The sequence below is a fragment of the Fructilactobacillus myrtifloralis genome (assembly GCF_024029335.1).
Classification (GTDB): domain Bacteria; phylum Bacillota; class Bacilli; order Lactobacillales; family Lactobacillaceae; genus Fructilactobacillus; species Fructilactobacillus myrtifloralis.
Window position 1 is genome coordinate 1269144 of record NZ_CP097116.1, and the last position, 17256, is coordinate 1286399.

Consider the following 17256-nt stretch of genomic DNA (forward strand, 5'->3'; position numbering starts at 1 on the left):
GATTATTCACAATTTTGGGGAGGAACAGACATGACAATGGTTGATGTTTCCGACAACTTAACGCTGCATACTGATGATTACGAAATTAACATGATGGCAACTTACTTTGAAAAAGGAATGGCCGATCGGCACGCGGTATTTGAGGTTTATTTCCGCAAAATGCCGTTTGCAAACGGGTATGCAGTCTTTGCCGGCCTCGCCCATTTAATTGATTATTTGCAAAACATTCACTTTACGGACGCTGACATTGATTATTTACGCGCTCGGGGTGATTATTCAGAGGCCTTTTTAGATTATTTAAAGCAGTTTCAATTTCACGGCACGTTGCGGTCCGCGCAAGAAGGCGATGTGGTGTTTAACAATGAGCCAATCGTTCAAGTCGAGGGGACGCTACCGGAGTGTCAACTGATTGAAACGGCGCTGTTAAACATCGTTAACTACCAAACGTTGATTGCCACCAAGGCTGCTCGGATTCGGAGCGTTGCCGGGAGTGATCCATTGCTTGAGTTTGGGAGTCGACGGGCGCAGGAGGTTTCTGCCGCCATTTGGGGAACCCGAGCTGCCTACATTGGCGGCTTTGATGCTACGTCAAACGTACTGGCTGGCCGCAAGTTTGGCTTGCCGATTTCTGGGACCCATGCGCACTCACTGGTAGAATCGTTTGGGAATGATTACGATGCCTTTAAGGCCTATGCAGAAACTCACCATGACTGTGTCTTTTTAGTTGATACGTTCGATACCCTTAAAAGTGGAGTTCCAGCGGCCTTACAGGTTGCCAAGGAAATGGGGGATCGCATTAATTTTCAGGGAGTCCGAATTGACTCGGGAGACATGGCCTACATCTCTAAAAAAGTACGGAAAATGCTTGACCAAGCGGGCTTTCCAACCGCTAAAATTTATGCTTCCAACGACCTGGATGAGCACACCATCAGTAGCTTGAAGATGCAACACGCGAAGATCGACATCTGGGGGATTGGGACCAAAGTGATTACGGCCTTTGACCAACCCGCTCTAGGAGCAGTTTATAAACTAGTGTCCGTGGAAAATGAGCAGGGTAAGATGATTGATACCATCAAACTCTCCAATAACGCGGAGAAAGTTTCGACGCCCGGGAAAAAGCAGGTTTGGCGGATTACCGAACAGCAAGACGGGAAATCTGAGGGTGATTACGTGGCCTTGGCAACAGAAGATCCGCGGCGTGAAACGGAACTCTACATGTTTCACCCCCAATATACGTATATCAATAAAACGATTACGGACTTCGTTGCCGAACCACTTCTGCAAGATATTTTCCGGGATGGAAAGTTAGTCTACCAGCAACCGAGCTTAGTAGAGATCAAGAAACACGCTAACCAGGTCAAAGAATCACTCTGGCCGGAATATAAGCGGATGTTAAATCCGCAGGAGTATCCGGTTGATCTGTCAACGGCAGCTTGGGAAAATAAGATGAACTTAATCAAGCAAATTCAACAGGGACAAGAAGCACGACTACAAACAAACCCAGAGGGGAGCACGGACTAATGAATGCAGAACAGCGTCACAAGCAGGCCGAAATTATTGCGGCCCTGCGGGTTCAACCAACGATTTACCCGGCTACGGAAGTTCGCCGGAGCGTGGACTTTATGAAGGACTATCTCCGCCAGCACGACGGTCTACACACGTTGGTATTAGGGATTTCGGGGGGACAAGATTCCACCTTAGCTGGAAAACTGAGTCAACAAGCAGTCCAAGAACTCCGGCAGGAAACGGGAGATTCCAACTATCAATTTATCGCGGTGCGGCTACCGTACGGAGAACAAGCGGATGAAGCCGATGCCATGGAGGCCATTGCCTTTATTGCCCCCGATCGCACCGAACGGGTCAACATTCAGGTGGCAACGGATGCGATGGTGAGTGCCGTGCAGGCTAATGATGAAACGTTAACCGACTTTAACAAGGGGAACGTGAAGGCGCGCGAACGGATGATTGCCCAGTTTGCAATTGCGGGCGCCCACCAGGGAGTAGTGGTTGGAACTGACCATGCGGCCGAAGCCGTAACCGGATTTTACACTAAGTTTGGCGATGGGGCCGCAGACATTACGCCCCTCTGGCGCCTGGATAAACGGCAGGGGAAAGCGTTACTAGCTTATCTAGGGGCTCCCGCTAAACTTCTGGATAAGACGCCGACGGCTGATCTAGAGGATGACCGGCCAGCGTTGCCAGATGAACAAGCCCTCGGGGTGACCTACCTAGAGATTGACGCCTTCTTGGAAGGCCAGGATGTGAGTGAACACGCTGCTGCTGTGATTGAAGACTGGTATGCTAAGACAGCGCACAAGCGCCACACTCCCATCACCGTGTACGATCAGTTTTGGAAAAAGTAAACAGTGGATGCCTTACAAAAACTTCGTTAGGAATAGCGAAGTTTTTCATTTGCGCCCACAAGGGGAATGATGATGGATCAAAAGTTAGTTAAACAAGTAGTGGCAACCTTTCCTGACCTGGCATTGCCCGCGGCGCAACGAACGTTACGGTTGTTGGAGCAGGGCAATACCGTGCCCTTTATTGCCCGTTATCGCAAGGAACAAACTGGCAATCTGGATGAGGTGCAAATCAGGCACCTGCAGGATCGGTACCAACGGCAGGAGAAATTAGCGACACGCAGGCAGGAAGTGGTAACGAAATTGACCGCGCAGGGGCACCTGACAAAGCGGTTACTCCAGCAGTTAGACCAGTCCACCACCTTACAACAGCTGGAGGATTTGTACTTACCGTACAAGCCTAAACGCCGGACCAAGGCGGAAGTTGCCAAGGAACAGGGCCTCGCACCGTTAGCTGCTCAGCTCCTCCAGTTTCCTGCCCAACCAGTTGCTACGCTCGCCCGTCCCTTTGTCGACCCGACGAAGGGGGTTTTAGATTCGGACACGGCTTTGGCCGGGGCACAAGCCATCATTAGTCAAAGCGTTTCCGACCGGCCTTCCTTTCGGGAGTGGATCAGAACTTTTACGTGGAAGCAGGGTCAACTGACGACGACCAAGAAAGCGACGGGCGGGCAGCAGGATGAGCGTCAGGTGTATGCTAACTACTATGATTTCACGGAGGACTTGGCGAAAGTGCCTGCTTACCGAGTGCTTGCAATTAACCGGGGCGAACGGGAAGCGGTACTACGGGTCAAAATTACGGATGTAGAGAATTCCATTCAAAACTACCTCCGGTTTCACGTCATTGGTCAGCATGCAGGCCCGAGTGTGCACGTCGTTGAACAAGCACTGACAGTGGCTTATCGGCGCTATCTACGGCCGGCGCTCGAACGCGAACTCCGCCAACGACTGACCGAACGGGCCCAAACCCATGCGATTCAAGTGTTTGGCAATAATTTGTATCACTTATTGATGCAACCACCCCTTAAGGGGAAGGTGGTGATGGGGTTTGATCCGGCCTACCGGACGGGCTGTAAGTTAGCAATTCTGGATTCCCAGGGGCGATTGCTAGCCAAAGCAATTCTGGCAGCGACGCCACCAGCGACCGCGGAGCAACGCCAACAAGCAGCTGCAACGCTTCAACACTTGCTCACGAAGTATCACGTTGCAGTAATTGCGATTGGGAACGGAACGGCCTCACGGGAAGCTGAGCAATTTGTGGCGGCAGTGGTTGCCCAGTTCCCCACCCCCGTGCACTACGTGATTGTGAATGAAGCCGGGGCGTCTGTTTATTCTGCGAGTGCAGTGGCCCGGGCGGAATTTCCAGAGCTACCCGTGGAGGAGCGGTCGGCGATTAGCATTGGTCGCCGGCTCCAAGATCCCCTGGCCGAATTAATTAAAATTGATCCCAAGGCGGTCGGAGTCGGCCAGTATCAGCACGACGTGGCCGAAACCCAGCTGGATGAGCAGTTGCAACGTGTTGTGGAAACCGTGGTTAATCAAGTCGGGGTCAATGTGAATACGGCTAGTCCCCAGCTCTTAGCCAGGATCTCCGGGCTAACGCCCGCGGTGGCAAACCAGATCGTGAGCTATCGTAACCAGCACGGAAAGTTTACGGAGCGCAATCAGTTACAACAGGTGAAGCGATTAGGTCCGAAAGCTTTTGAACAATCCGTGGGGTTTTTACGTATTATAGGAGGTCACAACCCATTCGATAATACTGATTTACATCCCGAAAGTTATCCGCTAGCCGGAGCCATTTTGAACACCCTCGGAATTGCCAAGGCAGATTTAACTACGCAAGCCAGTCAAACCCGTCTCGCCCAGGGAAAGGTTTCCGAATTAGCCCACCAGCTGAACCAATCGGAGACACAGATTCGGAGCGTTTTAGACGGGTTGCAGCATCCCGGTCGGGATTTACGGGACCAGATGCCCGCGCCGTTGCTCCGGGATGCCGTCGTCAAGTTGACTGATTTACGGGTGGGGATGCAACTGCAGGGCACCGTTCGCAACGTGACTGACTTCGGGGCGTTCGTTGACATTGGGGTGAAACAAGATGGCTTAGTGCATATTTCGCACATGAAAGCCGGCTTTGTGGCAGATCCAGCCAGCGTGGTTGCAATCGGTGACATTGTGACCGTGTGGGTCATTGGCGTGGATGAACAGCGGGGGCGAATTCAGTTATCGATGCTTGATCCACAAAAGGAGAGGTAATTTATGACAGACCAACAGCTCCAACACCTGGTAGAAGAGCTTTCCCAACGCTTTTTTCACCAGCCGTTTCGCCATCAAGCTTACTTTAATCGTCGCTTACAAACGACTGGGGGCCGGTATCATTTACGTTCTCATAATATTGACATTAATCCAAAGATGGCCCAGGATCAGGAGGTTTTGGTGGGAGTGATTAAACACGAGTTGGTCCACTACCACCTGCACCAACAGGGGGCCTCTGGGAAGCATAATACGCCCGCCTTTAAGCAGTTATTGCAACGCGTGGGCGGGAGTCGCTATGCTCCCCGGTTATCACAAAACACGCGGTATCTGTATCAGTGTACGCACTGTGGGCAAAAATATAATCGCCAACGTCGTTTAAACGTGAACCGCTATGTTTGTAGTCAGTGCCGGCATCCGTTACGCCTAGTTAAGCAGGCCGATTCGTAAAAAGGACTTGCATCTCTGCCTAATTCTTGCTATGATAGTTATTGTTAATTCGCGGCCATGGCGGAATTGGCAGACGCGCAAGATTAAGGATCTTGTCGGGAGTTTTCCCGGTGGAAGTTCGAATCTTCTTGGCCGCACTTAAAAAAGACGCTGGTGAATGTTAGTTCACCAGCGTCTTTTTGGTTGGAAAAAATGAAGTAAAAAACAGGATAACCGTGAATTGGTTACCCTGTTTTACCTAGTTCTTCGGAAGTTCTTGGTTATGGTTCACGGATTCGTGGTTAGTAAAGAACGATCCGTCTTGGCCGACTTCTTCGTTAGAATTAATTTTTTGTTGTGTTGGCGTTAACTCATCTTCAGGTGGTAAATCAAGTGATTCCCGAATTTGATTAGAGACCTTCAGTAATTCTCGATCGGGAGCAACTTGGTAACTAATCCCATCGACCATTGCGTCATCACATTGCAAAGCCGTTTGCTTCAAATTCTTAGCCGCATCTCGATAACTACCGGCAATCGTAATCATGTCATTGAAAGTTAAATCGGTTTGGAGATTGCCCTTCAAACTGTTTAAAATTTCACCGTACCGCGAAACGTTTCCAATCGAGAGTCCCTTTTGGAGGACGGCGTTGAGAACTTGACGTTGCCGAATTTGGCGCCCGTAATCACCGAGGGGATCTTGATAGCGCATCCGGGTGTATTGTAAGGCGGTTTGGCCGTTCATGTGCTCGGTCTTACCCTTTTTCACGCTAATGCCTTCGTAGTCAAATGTGAGGTTCGGAGTGATGTCAACTCCACCCACCGCGTTCACCATTTGCTTGATCCCTTTCATGTTGACAACAGCGTAGAAGTCTACGGGAACGTTAAACAGTTTGTGGACGACTTCTGTAGCGGAATCTGCTCCCCCAATGGTATAAGCCGCATTAATCTTTTCATACGGCTGTGAATCTCCAGGGACCACGACCTTGGTATCTCTAGGGATACTTGTAAAGGTGGTTTTCTTGGTGTTCGGATTAACTGTGGCGAGAATCATGGAATCCGTCCGGCCCTTATCCTTCCGACCTAACTCCCCGGTATCCGTTCCCATCAGTAACACCGTAAAGGGTTTCCGCTGTTTAATGATTTTAGAGACGTCGCGGGAGTTTTTGGCGCTCGAATACGTAGAGTCTAACGTCGAGGACACCCGCTGGTACTGCAGAAAGGCGAATCCCAAAAGGAGTAGGGCGGCTCCGAGTAAGCCGGCCATCCATTTCCACGCGCGCGGATGCCATTCGACCGCGTTTGGATCCGGTTTTGGTCCGGACTTTGGTGGTTTTGGTGGTTCGGATTGGTTCATAAAGTGGTTGCGACCAGCTCTTCCGGTTGGTTGTTGCTTTCCGTTGTTTGTCATGTTAACCCTCGTTTTTATATCAGTCTGGTTAACATTATAAACTATTCATGGAAGCGCCGACGGATAATTAAATAATTTAAGGAATTTTTTACAATTAAATCGTTAATAGGGGTTTATGGGGGTATGTTAAGATGGAAAGAAATCAGTTTTTATCGGGGAGGGAACCGCAGATGACCAAGTTAGTTTTGATTCGCCATGGCGAGAGTATTGCTAACCAACAACACGTTTTTACGGGGTGGAATGACGTGGCGTTGACGGAGCAGGGGCAACGGGAAGCAGTTGCAGCGGGGGCCAAACTTAACCAGTTACACCTTGCGTTTGGAGCGGTGCACACCTCCTATTTAAAACGGGCCATTCAATCGGCCAATATCGTGTTAGACGAACTAGATCAACTGTGGATTCCCCAGTATAAAACGTGGCGGCTAAACGAACGTCACTACGGTGCGTTACGGGGCCGGAAGAAACCAGTGGTCCGAGAAGAAGTCGGGGAGGACCAGTTCATGCAGTGGCGCCGGAGTTTTACCGCTGTGCCCCCGCGATTAGACTGGGTCACACCCAAGCGGCGCTACGCTCGCATTGGGGTCCGCGAACCGCGGGCTGAGAGCCTCCAAATGGCCTACGAGCGCTTGATACCATACTGGCAGGATCAGTTGGCCCCGCGGCTGTTACAGCACCAAAATCAACTGGTAGTCGCGCACGGTAGTTCGCTGCGGGCCCTCATCAAGTATCTCGAGCAACTGTCCGATGATGCAATTGATGGGGTAGAAGTGCCCAACGCCGAACCGATTGTTTACACCTTAGATGAGCACCTGCACATTCAGCAGAAACAAATTTTGGCATAAAAAAAGCACGGATCTGCAATTTGCAGGTTCGTGCTTTTTAAATGACTACCTAGGCCAATGTTCCCATTGGATCCCATGGAGCAAGGACCGTTGGCGTTTGGGCTTGTTCTTGCCGTTCTTGATCAGTTAGGTATTTCTTGTTGATGACAACTTGGTAAACAAATTCACTGAACCAGGTGTCACTCATGACGAAGTATCCCTTGGTTCCAACCTTGTTGCCCCAACTATTTTCAACCTTCCACTTGGTTGGTTGGCCGTCCACGAGGTCAACTCCGGTGATCACCATGGCGTGATCCATGACGCTTTCTCCGTAATCTAGTCGTTCGGCCTTACTCATGCTCATGTCAGTTTGCATCAGTTCATCCACGTGGTACAGGTTTGGATCCATTAAACCGTTTTTCCGGTCACTTGCTTGACCGACGTCACTTCCAAACCAAACCGTTTCGCCGGCTTGGAGTTGTTTAATCGTGAGTTCCTTTAAGCGTTCGATTGGCAGGTTATAGTGTTTGATTGGTTGGCCACCAACCACGTTCCCCAGCATTTCCACCGTGTAAGTTTCGTGAAATGGTTTATCGTCCGTGGGGGAGTTGATGATGGAGACGTAGTCATCAAGGTTGATGTTTACGTATTTTTGGAAGAAGGTCAGGGGAGTGAGGTGTTGTTCAATGTGATAGTGATTATCAGCATCGCGATACTCAAAGGTAAAGTCAGTTACTGGCTTACCAAAGGCGTACACCAACATCCGGTAAATTTCGTTTAACATGTCATCTTTTTTCGCGTTAATGATTTCAGCACTTTGTCCAGACTGAACCAACTTGCGTAAGGCGATGGCATCGTGGCGGAGTTGGGTGTTTAAAGCAGCGTTAAGTTCACTCGAATTATCACTGCTAGCGGTTTCGGCCATGGCAGCCTTTGGCACCACCCCATACTTAGCAATCAGGGCGGCAATCATATCCCACTGGCCCCCGTCTTGTTGGGGAGTTTGCAACAGAAAGTTGACCTTCCGATCAGTTAATGGTTGGTCCGCTGTCTTTAAAACGTTATTTAAGAAGTAGTTCGCTTTTTCAAACTTATCCCAAAAGAAGAGGTAAACCTGGGAAAGTTCAAAGTCCTTCGGTACGTTAAAGTTGCCTTCGACCTTCGACCGGAGCGTGTTTAGAGCGGCGAAAAGCCAGCACCGGCCACTGCGTTTTTGGTCGGAAACGGCTTGATTAGAAACATCCACAGAAAAGATGGGATCCAACTGGTCGTTTGCTTCGTAATCAGCGGCGGATGAAAGGATGCCGTTGTGGGTGACGGCCCGGCTTAAGACGTCTGCGTCGGGGTGGTTGTTTAAGTTGTTTTGATATCTTTCAATGTTTTGTGGTTCAATTGCTTTGTCCATTGTGTAACCTCCATTACATAGTTGCGATTAGTATAACTCATTTGCAAGCATTAGCGGACGTTAATGACCTCCGGACCTTGTTCGTGCTGCACAATAATGGTGTTCACCATGTTCAAGAAGAGGCCGTGTTCAATGATCCCAACCAGGGGATTTAGTTGGTTAGCTAATCGAATGGGGTCGGTGAGGGGATCTAGGTACAAATCGATAATATAGTTGTTAGAATCGGTGGTCACAAATTCACCCGCCGGATTTTTGCGGAGGCGGGGATGCAGATCCATCTGTGCTAAGCGCCGTTCGAGTTGTCTGCTGCCGTAAGGGATGACCTCGACGGGCACCGGATAGTTAAAGGCTTCGACCATTTTGCTTTCGTCAACGATCCACATGTTTTTGGTAGAGTTGGTAGCGACAATCTTTTCCATTAAATGGGAAGCACCGCCACCCTTAATCCCTTGGTACTGGACATCAATTTGATCTGCGCCGTCAATCGTAAGGTCGATGTGATCGACTTCATCAACGGTTTTTAACGGAATTCCTAATTGTGCAGCGTGCTTACGGGTGGCGTGGGAAGTTGGTACGCCAATAATGTTTAACCCGGTTTGAACTCGTTTGCCGAGGGCTTCGACCATGTACCACATGGTGGAGCCACTTCCGATTCCGATGACCATCCCATCTTCAATGTATTGGACCGCTTCTTGGCCAACTTGTGCTTTTTGGTGTTTAATTGCTTCGCTATCCATTGACTGTCCCCTTAATCAACCATATAATTTACAATTCAGTCTTTAATTTTCCATTGCTTTTTTCCATTTGTCAAGTAATGTTGAAATGCGCTAAATACTGTTAGAATGGTAGTATCCAATTATGAAAAGGTGAGGAGTTTTGTCAATGAAACGAGGGTTTGAATTTGTCACAAGCGCAGCCCAAGCCGGCTTAAAATTACCGCAACGTGCCACCAAGCAAGCGGCGGGGTATGACCTGGCTAGTTCCCAAACGGTCGTGTTACCGTCCGTGTGGAAATTGGGGTTATTGCGGGCGCTCAAGCTGATCCGGAAGGGACGACAGCTAACCACGGCGGAGAGTGCGGCAGCGAGCGCGGATCTACAGCCCTACCTGGTTCCAACCGGAATAAAGGCTTATATGCAGCCAAACGAAGTCCTAATCATTGCCAACCGGTCCAGTAATCCGTTGAAACGGAACCTGATTCTTCCCAATGGAATTGGAGTGATTGACGCTGACTACTATAATAATGCTAACAACGAAGGCGAAATCTTCGTGCAACTAATCAACTGGGGAATTGGTGACCGAACGATTCACAAGGGCGATCGGATTGCCCAGGGAATTTTCATGCCCTACTTACTGGCTGACCAGGAGGCCGCACCAACGGCCACTAGAACCGGAGGCTTTGGTTCGTCTGGGGATTAGAAAGGAAACAAGTTATGAGTAAAACCACCACTCAATTTGTGTGTACAAACTGTGGGTACATTTCTCCCAGTTACTTAGGTCGTTGTCCTAACTGTGGGGAGTGGAATACGTTTACAGAAGAAACAAAGGCCAAGTCCGACCCAGCTAGTGGAGCAAAGACCCGGGTTTCTCTGCACGGCAACCGGGTGACGCCACAACTGATTACCGAGGTAGATGCCCAGGATGCGCCCCGCTATCAGATTCAATCCGCAGAGCTAAACCGGGTTCTCGGGGGTGGAATTGTGCCGGGTTCCCTTGTTTTAATTGGGGGCGATCCCGGCATTGGCAAGTCGACCTTACTCCTGCAAGTGTCTGGTCAGTTAGCGATGCTCGGCAAACGGGTGTTGTACGTGACTGGAGAAGAAAGTGCGGACCAGGTGAAAATGCGTGCTGACCGCTTGCACATCACCACGAACGAGCGGGTATATGTCTTTCCAGAAACCGACATGACGGCGGTTCGGGATGCCATTGCTGATTTAAAGCCGGACGTTGTCATCGTGGATTCGGTCCAAACCATGCAGGAGGGCGACGTTGACTCAGCGATTGGGTCGGTCTCACAGGTTCGGGGGGTCACCACTGACTTGATGGGGATTGCAAAGACCAATAACATCACCGTCTTTATCGTGGGGCACGTCACCAAAGGCGGTGCGCTCGCGGGGCCAAAAACCCTGGAACACATGGTAGATACGGTGCTCTATTTTGAAGGCGATAAGCACCATTCGTACCGTCTGTTGCGGGCGGTTAAGAACCGGTTTGGGTCAACCAACGAACTCGGCATTTTTGAAATGGCCGATCAGGGATTGCAAGAGGTGCAAAACCCCTCAGAAATTTTTCTGGAGGAACGGTTGAAAAATGCAACCGGTTCGGCCATTGTGGTGGCCATGGAAGGAACTCGGCCCATTTTGGTTGAACTCCAGGCCCTCATCACGCCGTCAGTCTTTGGGAACGCCCAACGAACGGCGACCGGTGTGGATCGCAACCGGGTGTCGTTGATCATGGCCGTGTTAGAAAAACGGGCTGGATTACTCCTTCAAAATCAGGATGCCTACGTTAAGGCAGCGGGCGGGGTGAAGTTAAATGAACCCGCACTCGACCTAGCCATGGCCGTCAGCATTGCTTCCAGTTATGAAAATATCAGTACGAACCCGCGTGAGTGTTACGTTGGTGAACTGGGGTTGACCGGAGAAGTCCGCCGGGTTGACCGGATCGAACAACGGATTCGCGAAGCCGCCAAACTGGGCTTTGCCCGGATTTTGGTGCCGAAGCATAGCCTGGAAGGGCTCACCGTGCCGACCGGAATTGAAGTGGTCGGAGTTACCACCCTCAAAGAGGCGTTGCAACTGGCCCTTCCCAAGTAGCCGGAGGGAGCGTGGGTTTATTTTTGGCGCCATAAATTGTAAACTAAGGATAAAACTATATATAGAAAAGAGAGAATAACATTGGCTAACGATAAGATTCGGGTTCGCTACGCACCCAGCCCAACCGGGCACTTACACATTGGAAACGCGCGAACTGCAATTTTCAACTATTTATTTGCTCGGCACTATAAAGGTAAATTCATCATTCGAATTGAAGATACCGATACGAAACGCAACGTGCAAGACGGTGAGAAAAGCCAGTTAGATAACCTAAAGTGGCTCGGAATTGACTGGGATGAAGGTCCAGACGTGGGGGGCGACTATGGTCCCTACCGCCAATCAGAACGAAAGGCAACCTACGATCCGTTAATTCAGCAATTGTTGGATGAAGGCAAAGCCTACTATTCCTACAAAACAGAGGAAGAACTCGAAGCAGAACGGGAAGAACAGCGGGCCCGTGGGGTAATGCCGCACTATGAATATGAATACGCGGGGATGACACCGGAAGAACAGCAAGCAGCGATGGACGCGGCCGAAGCCAAGGGCTTAAAGCCAGTGATCCGGTTCCGGGTCCCGAAACACCAAACCTACGAATGGGATGACATGGTGAAGGGGCACGTTTCCTTTGACTCAGATACCATCGGGGGCGACTTCGTCATCGTAAAACGGGACGGAATGCCGACCTATAACTTTGCGGTTGTAGCTGATGATCACAACATGGCCATTAGTCACATTTTCCGTGGGGACGACCACGTGGCTAACACCCCCAAACAGCTAATGATTTACGAAGCCTTCGGTTGGGAGGCGCCTAAGTTCGGTCACATGAGCTTAATCATTAGTGCCGACACGGGTAAGAAACTCAGTAAGCGCGATGAAACGGTGTTGCAGTTTATTGAACAGTATCGGAACCTGGGTTACCTTCCAGATGCATTGTTCAACTTTATCGTGCTCCTTGGGTGGTCACCGGTCGGAGAAGATGAGATTTATTCTGAAAAGCAGTTCATCAAAATGTACGATGAAAAGCGGTTGAGTAAGTCCCCCGCTACCTTTGATAACAAAAAGTTGGAATGGATTAATAACCGCTACGTGAAGGATAGTGACGAAGACGTTGTGGTTGACTTGGCCCTCCAACAACTGATTAAGGCCGGAAACCTGCCAGATAATCCGGACGCCAAAACGATTGAATGGGCGCGGAAGTTGATTGACGTGTACCGGCGGCAAATGAGCTACATGGCCCAGATTAATGAGATGGCTGCGGTTTTCTTTACGGAACCAGACCAGGTCGACGGCGAAGCCCTTGCCGAGTTAAACAATGACACTGCTCCGGTGGTTCTGCGCGAATTTGCGGCGAAGTTACGGGAACTGCCCCTCTTTGACAAGGTTGCCATTTTGCGGACCATCAAGGAAGTGCAAAAGGAAACGGGGATTAAGGGGCGGAAGCTCTGGATGCCGATTCGCATTGCCGTTACCCACGAAATGGAAGGACCAGAACTACCCGAATCAATCGAATTGATTGGCCGGGAAAAAGCCCTGCAACATGTGGACCAAACCTTGGCCCAACTCGATGCAAACTAAAATATTTTTTCTGCAATTGGTCTAGTTCACGCTAGGCCTTTTGTTGTGTCAGCAGAACGAATGATTATGGTATGATTGAGACTAAATAAACGAAAAGGGGTCTCCACGATGAAATTACAAGTCTACAATTCACTGCACAACCAGCTCGAAACTTTTACCCCCTTAGAACCGGGGAAAGTGAAGATGTATGTCTGTGGACCGACCGTTTACAACTATATTCACATTGGAAATGCTCGGAGTGTGGTCGCATTTGATACCATTCGGCGTTATTTAGAATACCTGGGGTACGAGGTGACCTACGTTTCCAACTTTACGGACGTGGATGACAAGTTGATTAAAGCAGCCCAAGCTGAGCACGTAACGGTTCCAGAACTGGCCGATCGCTACATTCAAGCTTACTACGAAGACACGCAGGCTTTAAACGTGCAACCAGCAACGGTGAACCCCCGCGCGACGGATAACATCGCGGAGATCATTGCATTTGTCCAGGATCTAATTGAAAAGGGGTATGCCTACCAAGTCGACGGGGACGTTTACTACCGGGCTCGTCGGTTTGCTAGTTACGGGGAACTCGGACATGAGGACCTTGATACCTTAGAACACGGCGCAAGTGAACACGTTGCGAGTGCCGAGCTCGCCAAAAAGGAGGACCCGATTGACTTTGCCCTCTGGAAGGCGGCTAAACCCGGAGAAATTGCGTGGGACTCACCGTGGGGAGCAGGCCGGCCCGGTTGGCACATTGAGTGCTCCGTGATGGCTACTAAGTACCTCGGAAACACGATTGACATTCACGGTGGAGGCATCGACCTCGAATTTCCCCACCACGAAAACGAACGGGCACAAAGTGAGGCCAAAACCGGGCAAACCTTTGTTAAGTATTGGTTGCATAACGGTTTTGTGACCGTGGGAGCAGCGGATGAAAAAATGAGTAAGTCGCAGGGAAACTTTGTGACCGTGCATGAGTTATTGAAAACCGTGGATCCCCAAGTCCTTCGGTTGTTAATGGCAACCACGCAGTACCGGCGGCCCATCCGCTTTAGTGAGGCCGGGCTTGCTGAAGCGCAGACCAATCTGAAAAAGCTCCAGACCGCTTACCAAAACCTGAGTTATCGGTTACAAGATGCAGAACCCGGGAGTGATTTTAAGCTGGAACAAGAGGTCCGGCAGGTGCAAGCGGACTTTCAAGATGCGATGAACGCGGATTTTAACGTTCAAAATGGGATTGCCAGTGTGTATGAGCTTGCGAAGTTGAGCAACGTGTATGCCCAACGACCGGTCGTCTTTCAAGCCACGTTGACCTTAATGCAGCAGCGGCTAGCGGAGTTAGCGGCCATTTTTGGGATTAAGCTCGCTACCGAAGAACTAGCTGATGCGGACGTGGAAGCGCTGATTGCGGAACGGGAACAAGCCCGAGCTGACAAGGATTTTGCCCGCAGTGATGCCATTAGAGACCAGCTCCGCGACCAGGGGATTGTGTTAGAAGATACGCCCCAGGGAACGCGGTTTAGAAGGGAAAGTTAGAATTAATGAAGGATGCAGAACACAACGTGGACGTGCGCCAGTTAAACGGAATTACATTAGCCTACATGGGAGATGCCATTTACGAAGTCGGCATTCGTCGGCACTTGATTGAAGCGGGACTAACTAAGCCAAACCGGTTACAACACCGGGCAACTCGATATGTTTCTGCCAAGGCGCAAGCGGGGTTAATTGCGTTAATGGAAGCCGATGACTGCTTAACTAGTGAAGAATGGGATTTTTATAAGCGCGGTCGAAACGCCAAGAGTTATACCCATGCCAAAAACACCAGCGTGATTACCTACCGGGTGTCCACCGGGTTTGAAGCCCTCTTTGGGTTTTTGGCTTTAACCGAACAAACAGCACGGATCACTGAGCTAACCCAGTGGTGCATTACACAAGTCGAGGCGGGGAGAGTACGATATGCCAAGTAAGGAAACAAGTGATTTTATTATTGGACGCCATCCAGCCGTGGCGGCCCTCCGGAATCCAGCCCAAACGATTAACAAGGTTTTTTTACAGACGGGAATTAACCGTAACGACCAGACGATTCAAACAATCGTGCGGCTAGCGAAGGGGCGCCAGTTGGTGCTGGCCAATGCCCCAAAGGCCAAGTTGGATTTAATGGCAGATCATCAGAATCACCAGGGGGTCGTGGTGGCGTGTGCGGCCTTTCAGTACGCGAGCATTGATGACTTGTTTGCCAATGCTGACCAACATGAGGAACCGCCGTTTTTAGTGATGCTCGATAACGTAGCCGACCCGCATAACTTAGGGTCGATTTTACGAACCGCTGATGCTGCCGGCGTACACGGGGTCATCATCCCCAAACGACGCTCGGTCGGTTTAACGGCAACGGTGGCCAAAACTGCGGCCGGGGCAATGGAGCGGGTGCCAGTCGCTCGGGTCACGAACCTGGTTAACACGGTCCGGGAATTAAAGGACCGTGGGATGTGGGTGTTTGGCACCGAGATGCATGGGACCGATTACCGGCGTTGGGATGCTCACGGTCCCGTGACCCTCGTCATCGGAAGTGAGGGCAAGGGAATTGCCCCCCTGTTAAAGCAAAATATGGATGAGTTACTAACCATCCCGATGATTGGAGAAATTCAAAGCTTAAACGCCTCTGTAGCGGCAGGGTTGTTAATGTATCAAGGATTTAACTCGCGCCATCCGCTTCAATAATGGCGCTGGCCGAGGAGAAAATAATGAAAAAAGAACTGCTGATTGTGGACGGTTACAACGTGATTGGGGACTGGCCCGAATTAAATCAGCTCCAACGCAAGGACCAGTTGGCTGAGGCGCGGGACCAACTGCTATGGGATCTTTCCGAGTACCAAAAGTACAGTGGTAAAGAAGTAATCGTGGTGTTTGATGCTATGTACGTGCCTGGAAACGCCCGTACGGTTCAGGTCCGCAACGTTCAGGTCGTCTGGACCAGTAAAAACGAGACGGCGGATTCGTACATTGAGGCCCTGGCAACGCGGGAACAATCGTTGTTTACCCAGGTTGAAGTGGCTACTAGTGATCATGCGGAGCAGTGGACGATCTTTAGTGCCGGTGCCTTACGGATTTCGGCCCGGGAACTGCTCCGTGAAGTCCGGCGGTCTAAAGTTGAAATCAAACAGGAAACCAAAACCTATCACGATCAGTCCCTGGGGAATCGGATTAATTTTAATGAAACCGAGGCCCAAAAATTACGGGATTTATATCGACGCTTAAATCAGGATTAGTGTTTTTGCACTAATCCTGATTTATTTTTCACTCAAAAATGAGTGGATTTTCACTAGCCAGAGATTGGTCTAGGCGGATGGCAGAGGCTTGGAACAATCGTTCGCTTGTCGGTTGGGACGTGCTTTTGTAATTTAAGAGCAACCCAAAACGAGGAGTGCGATGAGAATGGGATCCAAGTTAAGTTATCAGTTTGATAGTGCAACGTTACAAGCAGCTAAAACGAATGAGGAACACTTTGTCCAGTTATTTCACCAGTTTGCCCCGGTTTACCTAAAGCTGTGGCATGATTTTTACCTCCGGGATATGGATTTAAACGATTGGAGTCAAGAAGCCGCGGTGGTGTTCATTAGGACCCTGCACCGGTATGACGTCACCAAACGGGTGACCTTTGGCTCCTTTTATAAAACCAACTTGCGCAATCATTTGTTTGATCTGTTACGCAAAAAGAACGCGCAAAAACGAATCCCAGAGCGCTTGCAAGCTTCGTTTAGCGCGTGTCCCGACTACTATGCAGAAACCATTCAAGACGAAGCGGCTCCAAACCCCCTAAAGTGTTGTGAACTGACGGAACGCTTGCAGCAGGTGGGCGCAACTTGTTCGGCATTTGAACGGCAGGTCCTAAGTGCTTCCCTCCGGCAACAAACGGTTGCCCAGATTGCCCGCCGCTTTAGTGTCGACGAACAACAGGTTCAAAACGCCCTCGTCCGGTGTAAACGCAAGTACCACCAACTGAAAAATTGACGGAACCGCATTTTGGTGCTAAAGTAAGGACTCGATAGGAGGAGTCGTTAATGACCCAAACTAAAATTGCATTAGCGTGCTCTGTGTGTGGCGCCCGCAACTACCAGGTGGCGGGCGGAAAGTTGTCACACCGTTTAACCTTAAAGAAATATTGTCGGCATTGTGGAAAGCAAACCTTGCACCAAGTAACCCGCTAGGA

Annotated in this window: 17 protein-coding genes and 1 tRNA gene; 15 read left to right on the forward strand and 3 right to left on the reverse strand. The window is 50.1% G+C overall.

Going from position 1 to position 17256, the window contains the following annotated elements; genetic code table 11:
• Window positions 1-30 precede the first annotated feature (30 nt).
• The 5 genes from M3M35_RS06280 (at window position 31) to M3M35_RS06300 (ending at window position 5197) form a co-directional block, all read left to right on the forward strand.
• Window positions 31-1521, forward strand: a complete 1491-nt coding sequence (locus M3M35_RS06280) for a nicotinate phosphoribosyltransferase (protein WP_252749799.1) — start codon at window positions 31-33, stop codon at window positions 1519-1521.
• The gene (nadE, locus tag M3M35_RS06285) at window positions 1521-2363 is read left to right on the forward strand and encodes an ammonia-dependent NAD(+) synthetase (RefSeq protein WP_252749800.1); all 843 of its coding nucleotides are present in this window, start codon (window positions 1521-1523) and stop codon (window positions 2361-2363) included. The genes M3M35_RS06280 and nadE overlap by 1 nt, the downstream gene beginning before the upstream one ends.
• 72 nt (window positions 2364-2435) lie before the next feature.
• Entirely contained in the window at window positions 2436-4613 is a 2178-nt protein-coding gene (locus tag M3M35_RS06290) for a Tex family protein (RefSeq protein ID WP_252749801.1), read from the forward strand.
• 3 nt (window positions 4614-4616) lie between these two features.
• Window positions 4617-5060, forward strand: coding sequence for a SprT family protein (locus M3M35_RS06295; RefSeq protein ID WP_252749802.1), 444 nt, complete (start codon window positions 4617-4619; stop codon window positions 5058-5060).
• Between the two features lie 51 nt (window positions 5061-5111).
• A tRNA-Leu gene (locus M3M35_RS06300) sits at window positions 5112-5197 on the forward strand.
• A gap of 101 nt (window positions 5198-5298) precedes the next feature.
• Here M3M35_RS06300 and M3M35_RS06305 read toward each other — a convergent pair.
• On the reverse strand, window positions 5299-6447 hold the full coding sequence (locus M3M35_RS06305) for an LCP family protein (protein WP_252749803.1): 1149 nt from the start codon (window positions 6445-6447) through the stop codon (window positions 5299-5301).
• A 170-nt stretch (window positions 6448-6617) separates the two neighbouring features.
• Between M3M35_RS06305 and M3M35_RS06310 the strand changes: the two genes are divergently transcribed.
• A complete protein-coding gene (locus M3M35_RS06310; protein WP_252749804.1) occupies window positions 6618-7289 on the forward strand; it encodes a 2,3-bisphosphoglycerate-dependent phosphoglycerate mutase in 672 nt (223 codons plus the stop codon).
• A 49-nt stretch (window positions 7290-7338) separates the two neighbouring features.
• Here M3M35_RS06310 and M3M35_RS06315 read toward each other — a convergent pair whose 3' ends face one another.
• Both M3M35_RS06315 and rpiA read right to left on the reverse strand, forming a co-directional pair.
• On the reverse strand, window positions 7339-8673 hold the full coding sequence (locus M3M35_RS06315; RefSeq protein WP_252749805.1) for a C1 family peptidase: 1335 nt from the start codon (window positions 8671-8673) through the stop codon (window positions 7339-7341).
• A 50-nt stretch (window positions 8674-8723) separates the two neighbouring features.
• Window positions 8724-9410, reverse strand: a complete 687-nt coding sequence (gene rpiA, locus M3M35_RS06320) for a ribose-5-phosphate isomerase RpiA (protein ID WP_252749806.1) — start codon at window positions 9408-9410, stop codon at window positions 8724-8726.
• Window positions 9411-9555: 145 nt separating this feature from the next.
• Between rpiA and M3M35_RS06325 the strand changes: the two genes are divergently transcribed.
• From M3M35_RS06325 to rpmG, 9 genes are all read left to right on the forward strand, one after another.
• Window positions 9556-10092, forward strand: a complete 537-nt coding sequence (locus M3M35_RS06325) for a dCTP deaminase/dUTPase family protein (protein ID WP_252749807.1) — start codon at window positions 9556-9558, stop codon at window positions 10090-10092.
• 14 nt (window positions 10093-10106) lie between these two features.
• Window positions 10107-11489: a DNA repair protein RadA gene (gene radA / locus M3M35_RS06330; RefSeq protein WP_252749808.1), complete on the forward strand. Its 1383-nt coding sequence runs from the start codon at window positions 10107-10109 to the stop codon at window positions 11487-11489.
• Window positions 11490-11570: 81 nt separating this feature from the next.
• Window positions 11571-13064 (forward strand): glutamate--tRNA ligase, encoded by a 1494-nt coding sequence (gene gltX, locus M3M35_RS06335; RefSeq protein ID WP_252749809.1) that lies wholly within the window; start codon window positions 11571-11573, stop codon window positions 13062-13064.
• A 108-nt stretch (window positions 13065-13172) separates the two neighbouring features.
• A complete protein-coding gene (cysS, locus tag M3M35_RS06340; RefSeq protein WP_252749810.1) occupies window positions 13173-14585 on the forward strand; it encodes a cysteine--tRNA ligase in 1413 nt (470 codons plus the stop codon).
• 5 nt (window positions 14586-14590) lie between these two features.
• Window positions 14591-15016, forward strand: a complete 426-nt coding sequence (locus M3M35_RS06345; RefSeq protein WP_252749811.1) for a Mini-ribonuclease 3 — start codon at window positions 14591-14593, stop codon at window positions 15014-15016.
• Window positions 15006-15767: a 23S rRNA (guanosine(2251)-2'-O)-methyltransferase RlmB gene (gene rlmB, locus M3M35_RS06350; RefSeq protein WP_252749812.1), complete on the forward strand. Its 762-nt coding sequence runs from the start codon at window positions 15006-15008 to the stop codon at window positions 15765-15767. The genes M3M35_RS06345 and rlmB overlap by 11 nt, the downstream gene beginning before the upstream one ends.
• Window positions 15768-15790: 23 nt before the next feature.
• Complete coding sequence (locus M3M35_RS06355) at window positions 15791-16315, forward strand: YacP-like NYN domain-containing protein (RefSeq protein WP_252749813.1); 525 nt, start codon at window positions 15791-15793, stop codon at window positions 16313-16315.
• 166 nt (window positions 16316-16481) lie between these two features.
• Complete coding sequence (locus tag M3M35_RS06360; protein ID WP_252749814.1) at window positions 16482-17057, forward strand: sigma-70 family RNA polymerase sigma factor; 576 nt, start codon at window positions 16482-16484, stop codon at window positions 17055-17057.
• Between the two features lie 50 nt (window positions 17058-17107).
• Window positions 17108-17254 carry a 50S ribosomal protein L33 gene (gene rpmG, locus M3M35_RS06365; protein ID WP_252749815.1) on the forward strand — a complete coding sequence of 49 codons (147 nt, stop codon included), beginning with the start codon at window positions 17108-17110 and terminating at the stop codon, window positions 17252-17254.
• Window positions 17255-17256 lie beyond the last annotated feature (2 nt).